Origin of the sequence: Burkholderia sp. E168m23 (assembly GCF_016586125.1) — a bacterium.
GTDB classification, from domain to species: Bacteria; Pseudomonadota; Gammaproteobacteria; order Burkholderiales; family Burkholderiaceae; genus Burkholderia; species Burkholderia orbicola.
The window spans coordinates 1-3692 of the sequence record NZ_BCPP01000733.1 but is presented as its reverse complement, the minus strand read 5'-3'; the positions used below and the strand labels follow the sequence as shown (position 1 = coordinate 3692).

Here is a 3692-nt window from a genome sequence, read left to right as displayed (position 1 = left end):
CCAGCATCACCGCGAACGGAATCGACCAGCTCTCGTAGAGCGCCGCGAGCGCGAGGAACACGACGAGCACCGACAGCGCGAACAGCATCGGCGCCTGCGCGCCCGACAGCCGCTCCTCGAACGACTGCCCCGACCACGCATAGCCGATGCCGGCCGGCAGCTTCGCGGCGATCCGCTCGATCGCGCTCATCGCCTCGCCGCTGCTGTGGCCGGCCGCGGCCGAGCCGTTGATCGTGAACGACGGATAGCCGTTGTAGCGCGTGAGCTGCGGCGGCCCGAGCGTCCAGTGCAGCGTCGTGAACGCCGCGAGCGGCACCATCTCGCCGCGCGCGTTGCGCACGCGCAGCTTCTTCACGTCGTCCGGATCAAGCCGGTGCCGCCCGTCGGCCTGCACCATCACGCGCCGCACCTGCGTGCCGTGCATGAAGTCGCCGATATAGTCGGAGCCGAACATCACCGCGAGCGTCGTGTTGATCTCGTCCATCGACACGCCGAGCGCGGACGCCTTCGCGCGATCGATGTCGAGCTTCAGTTGCGGCGCGTCCTGCGTGCCCGCGAACATCAGGTCGGTGAGCGCGCGATCCTTGCCGCCCGCCGCGAGCAGTTGCTCGCGCGCGGCGCTGAACGTCGCGTAGTCGAGCCCGCCGCGGTTCTGCAGCCGGAAGTCGAAGCCGCTCGACGAACCGAGATCGGGCAGCGCCGGCGAGTTCATCGCGAACACCGTCGTGTTCGGCGTGCCCGCGAAGCGCTCGTTGATGCGCGCGACGATCGACTGCACGTGATCGCGCGTGGCCTTGCGTTCCTTCCAGTTCTTCAGCGTGACGAAGATCATCCCGCCGTTCGGCCCTTCGCCGTACAGGTTGAAGCCGCCGAGCGCATACGTATAGGCGGTCGGCTCGTCGCGACGGATGGCCGACTCGACCGCGCGCACGCTCTGCATCGTCTCCGCGAGCGGCGTGCCTTGCGGGCGAATCACCATCACCATGAAGTTGCCCTGGTCCTCGTCCGGCAGGAACGCGGTCGGCAGTTGCGTGAGCATCAGCGCGGCCGCCGCGGTCAGCGCGCCGTACACGACGAGCCAGCGCACCGGCTTCTTCAGCATCGCGCCGACCCGCGTCGCGTAGCGCTGCGTCGCCCGCGCGACGAAGCGGTTGAACCCGCCGAAGAAGCCGCGCTTCTCGTGATGGTCGCCCGACACCGGCTTGAGCAGCGTCGCGCACAGCGCGGGCGTCAGCGACAGCGCGAGGAACGCCGAGAAGCCGATCGACACCGCGAGCGACAGCGCGAACTGCCGGTAGATGTTGCCCACCGCGCCGCCGAAGAACGCCATCGGCACGAACACCGACGTCAGCACCACGGTGATCCCGACGATCGCGCCGCTGATCTGCTTCATCGCCTTGACGGTCGCGTCGTATGGCGCGAGCCCTTCCTCGACCATCAGCCGCTCGACGTTCTCGACGACGACGATCGCGTCGTCGACGAGGATGCCGATCGCGAGCACCATCCCGAACATCGTCAGCACGTTGATCGAGAAGCCGGCCGCATACATCACGCCGAACGTGCCCGCGAGCGCGACCGGCACGACGAGCGTCGGAATCAGCGTCGCGCGCAGGTTCTGCATGAACAGGAACATCACGAGGAACACCAGCACGCCGGCCTCGATCAGCGTCGTGACGACCTTGTTCATCGACACGCGCACGAACGACGACGTCTCGTACGGGATCTGGTATTTCACGCCGGGCGGGAAGTACCTGGACAACTCGTCCATCGTCGCGCGCACGCGCTTCTCGGTGGACACCGCGTTCGAGCCCGGCGCGAGCTTGATGCCCATCCCGGTCGCGACCTTGCCGTTCACGTACGACGGATAGTTGTAGTCGTTGCCGCCGAACTCGATGCGCGCGACGTCGCGCAGGAACAATGCGGAGCCGTCGGGTTGCGCACGCAGCGCGATCGCCCCGAAATCGGCCGGCGTCTTCAGCGGTGCGTCCGCGAACACCGTCGCCGCGATCGGCGCGCTGTCCGGCACCGCGCTGCGGCCGATGTCGCCTATCGTCACGCGCGCGTTGTGCGCACGCACGGCCGATGCGATGTCCGACGCGGTGAGGCCGTGCCCGGCCAGCTTCACGGGGTCCGGCCAGATCCGCATCGCATATTCGGCGCCCCAGAACTGCACCTTGCCGACACCCTCGACGCGGCGCAGCGCCTGCACCACGTTCGCCGACGCGTATTCGCCGAGCTGCACGTCGGTCATCCGGCCGTCGTCGGAGGTCAGCGACACGACGAGCTGGATGTTGTCGGCGGCCTTCTCGACCTGGATGCCGTCGCGGCGCACCGGCTCGGGCAGGCGCGCATCGACCGTCTTCAGCCGGTTCTGCACTTCGACGGCCGCGAGATCGGCGTTCACGCCCTGCTTGAACGTCAGGTACAGCGATGCAGCCCCCGCGCTGCTCGTCGCGGACGTATACAGCAGCCCCGGCGCGCCGTTCATCTCGCGCTCGATCAGCGCGGTCACCGATTCCTCGACGACTTGCGCGGACGCGCCCGGATACGTCGCATAGATGCTGACGACGGGCGGCGCGATGTCCGGGTACTGCGCGACGGGCAGCGCGCGGATCGCGAACAGGCCGCCCAGCATGATGAAGATGGCGATCACCCACGCGAAGACGGGGCGATCGATGAAGAAACGTGCCATGTTGGTTTGAACCGGTCAGGTTTGACGGGCGGCCGCCTGCGAAGCGGCCGCTGCCGGCGCCGCCTTCGACGGCGGCGCTTTTTCGACGGGCTTGACGGCCGTATCGGGCGCGAACTGCGCGGCGTCGTCGACGATCACGCGCTCGCCGCCCGCGAGGCCGCGCGTGATGCGCCAGTCACGGCCGCTCATCTGGTCGGCCGTGACCTCGACGTCCTTGACCTTGCCGTTCGCGCCGACGACCCGCACCGACGTCCGGTCGGCGGTGCGCAGCAGCGCGTCGCGCGGCACCAGGATCGCCCGCTGGTCGACCGCCGTGTCGAGCGCGATCCGCACGTACGCGCCCGGCAGCAGCTCGCGCTCCGGATTGGGGAACAGCGCGCGCATCGCGACGGTGTCGGTGGTCGGATCGACCGCGAGATCGCTGAACAGCAGCTTGCCCTTCAGCGGATACGCGGTGCCGTCGGCGCGCAGCAGCGTCACCGCGACGTCGTGCTGCGCGATGCCCGTCGCGCGCCCGCTCTTCACCGCGCGACGCAAGGCGTCGACGTCGGCGGCCGGCTGCGAGAAGTTCACGTAGATCGGATCGAGCTGCTCGACGGTCGTGAGCGGCGTCGCCTGGTCCTGGCCGACGAGCGCGCCCTCGGTCACGAGCGCGCGCCGTGCGCGGCCCGCGATCGGCGCGGTGACGGTCGCGTAATCGAGCTGCAACTGCGCGCGCGCGAGTTCGGCCTTCGCGGATGCCACCTCGGCCTTCGCCTGCGTATCGGCCGCGACGGCTTCGGTATGGTCGCGCTCGCTCACCGCGCGGTCGCGCACGAGATCGTCGTAACGGCGGCGCTTGTCGGTCGCCGCGAGCGCGGCGGCCTGCGCCTTCGCGAGCGCGCCCTGCGCGGCGTCGCGTGCGGCCTTCAGCGGCGCAGGATCGATGCGGAACAGCACCGCGCCCTGCTTCACTTCCTGGCCTTCCTCGTAGGTGCGTGCGATGACGATGCCCGCGACC

At 69.3% G+C, this 3692-nt stretch carries 2 protein-coding genes; both read right to left on the bottom strand.

What is annotated here, in order from left to right; genetic code table 11:
* The coding region (locus JMF90_RS28480; protein WP_201325727.1) for a multidrug efflux RND transporter permease subunit at positions 1–2692 on the bottom strand (2692 nt) is incomplete at its 3' end.
* A gap of 15 nt (positions 2693–2707) precedes the next feature.
* The coding region (locus JMF90_RS28475) for a MexX/AxyX family multidrug efflux RND transporter periplasmic adaptor subunit (RefSeq protein WP_201325726.1) at positions 2708–3692 on the bottom strand (985 nt) is incomplete at its 5' end.